2 protein-coding genes are annotated in these 2,564 nt (G+C 65.3%); one reads left to right on the plus strand and one right to left on the minus strand.

Features of this window, described 5'->3' with window-relative positions; genetic code table 11:
• On the minus strand, nt 1–1,947 hold a 1,947-nt coding region (locus MKK88_RS27650; protein ID WP_244005561.1), incomplete at its 3' end, for a response regulator.
• 264 nt (nt 1,948–2,211) lie between these two features.
• Between MKK88_RS27650 and MKK88_RS27655 the strand changes: the two genes are divergently transcribed.
• Nucleotides 2,212–2,564 (plus strand): DUF2252 family protein (locus tag MKK88_RS27655; protein ID WP_313902354.1); only part of this gene is annotated, 353 nt, incomplete at its 3' end.

Consider the following 2,564-nt stretch of genomic DNA (forward strand, 5'->3'; position numbering starts at 1 on the left):
TCTCAGCCTTTCGGCCAGACTCGCCGACGCGAGGTCGCCACGATTGAGGATCTGGCTCGCGCCGCGAAGCTTGCTCCGGTCGTCCGCTGAGAATTCGCGACCCGTCAATACGATCACCGGGATGTCCGAGCAGCCGGGCACGGCTCGCACGCCCTCCAGGAAGCCGAAGCCGTCCATGATGGGCATGTTCAAGTCCACGATGACCACGTCCGGCTTGGTGACTGCCACGTGCAGCAGGCCCTCTTCCCCGTTCGAGGCTTCCACGACCGACCATCCGTCCTCCTCGAGGGTCGAGCGCATGGCCATGCGGGTCACGGCCTCGTCTTCGACGAGGAGCACGGTGCCGCGCCGGTCCGTCCCCGACAGCCTGAACTGACTCACAATCTTGCCGAACCGGGACCAGTCGACCGGCTTCAGCATGTAGTCCGAGGCGCCGAGCGATTCCGCGAGATTGCGCTGGTCGACGGACGTCACCATCACGACGGGTGTAGACGCAAGCATCGCGTCCGCCTTGATCTGGCTCAGCACCGACCACCCGTCCACGCCCGGCATCATCACGTCCAGCACGATGGCGCGCGGCCGCAGCCTCCGGGCTAGGTCAAGGCCGCTCCTGCCGTTCGTGGCTGTCTGGACCCGGAAGCCCTCGCGATGGAGGAACCGCGTCGTGAGCGCGAGCTGGTCCGGATCGTCGTCGATGACCAGGATGACATCGCCGTCCACCTCATCGTCAACGATAACGTCCGGATCGTCCGAGGCTCGCTCATCGACGGGTGGAACAAAGGTTGCCGGCACGGTGAACGTAAACGTACTCCCCTGGCCATGCGTGCTGGAGACCGTGACCGTCCCTTCCAGCATGTCAGCGAAGGAACGCGTGAGCGAAAGGCCGAGCCCGGTACCCCCGAAGTTGCGCGTCGTGGAGGCATCGGCCTGCTCGAAACGCTGAAACAGGCGCGAGACCTGCTCGGTCGTCATACCGATCCCAGCATCGGTGACGGAGAACGAGAGCCGGTCGATGCCCGAGAGATCCGTCATGCGCGAGGCGGCGAGCGTGATGATCCCGTTTTCCGTGAACTTGGCCGCATTGCTCAGGAAGTTGAAGAGCACCTGGCGCGTCTTCGTCAGGTCGGAATGCATCCGGCTCAGGCCAAGCGCGAGTTGAAGTTCTAGCGTGTTGCCCCTCTTGCCGACCAGCGTCGCGACCGAACTCGCGACGTCGCGCAACATGTCCTCCACCGCAAAGTCCTCGGCGTAGACCTCCATCTTGCCGCTCTCGACTTTGGAGAGGTCCAGCACATCGTTGATCAGGCCGAGCAGGTGACGGGCGTTGCGCTCGACCTTGCCGATGTCGGCCACGAGGTCCGACGCCGCGCAACCGTCGGAGATCTCCTCACCCATCATCTCGCTATAGCCGATGATCGCGGAGAGCGGGGTGCGGAGTTCATGGCTCATGTTGGCCAGAAAATCGCTCTTCGCTGTGTTGGCCTGCTCGGCCGCTTCCTTAGCGGCCTCCGCCGTCGCATTGGCGCGTGTCAACGCCGCCTCCCTGTCGACGAGGATGTGGTTTGCGGCGTGGAGCCGCCCCAGCGTAGCTTCGTTCTGCGCGACGGACCGGCGCAGGGTGTGGCAGATGCACACGATGGTCGCGCCGACCAATGCGTACTGACACAGCAAGGCAGCGTCGACGCCGTCGAGCATCCCGTCCTGAGTGTAGAACCACGCGGCGATCAGGGTGGACAACGACAAGGCCAGCGTTCCTGGACCCCAGCCAAAAGCGAGGCTCGCGAGCAAGAGAACTGGGATGTACAACAGGAACGGCGCGACGTAGGCCGGAGCGAGGAACCGAACGAACGTCATGGCGCCGACAAACAGCAGCGTGACGCCGTAGTCGGTGACCGGCGCGTGACGCCGGCGGGCGACCGTCCCAATCAGGTTGTGCAAGCTGCTCATGGGACGTGAGTGTCACGTGCCGGATGCTTTGCATAGCGAGCGCGTCGTGCACCCGCCTCGGAGCGCGCCGAAGGTCGTCGCAGATCGTGGGCCGCGGTCACCATACTTCGGCAGCAAGAATGAGTGAGTCGGCGGCGCGAGTAATGGCCGGTTCCGCGCGGCAGCGCGCCACCCGTGGGGGTGCGCGGTTGAGTCCACGTTGAGCGGAGGGGTTTGTTCCGCGGCCGGACCGTTGCCTGGGTGTGGAGCGGTCGGATGAAGTCGATGGAACGGTCAGCGCAGCCTACGGATACCCCATCGGCGGTGACCGATGAGCAAGATGCGGTCATCGAGGCTGCCGAGGAGGTGGTCCTCGATCCCCTCGCGGACTTCCCGCATATCAACCTGCGCGCGGGTGTCGAGCCGTGGGAGAAACGTCGTGCCGCCGGCAAGGTCCTGCGCCTGGAACTACCCCACGCTGCCCATGCCACCCTCGACGTCGCCCGCGATCGTCCCGACCCGGTGACCGTCATCGAAGCGGCGCACGCGGGACGGCAATCACACCTGATCCCGCTGCGGGTCGCCCGCATGGCCTCTTCGCCGTTCGCCTTTCTGCGCGGCGCTGCGCAAGTCATGGC

It is taken from the genome of Methylobacterium sp. E-005 (assembly GCF_022829725.1).
In the GTDB taxonomy this organism is placed as follows: Bacteria; Pseudomonadota; Alphaproteobacteria; order Rhizobiales; family Beijerinckiaceae; genus Methylobacterium.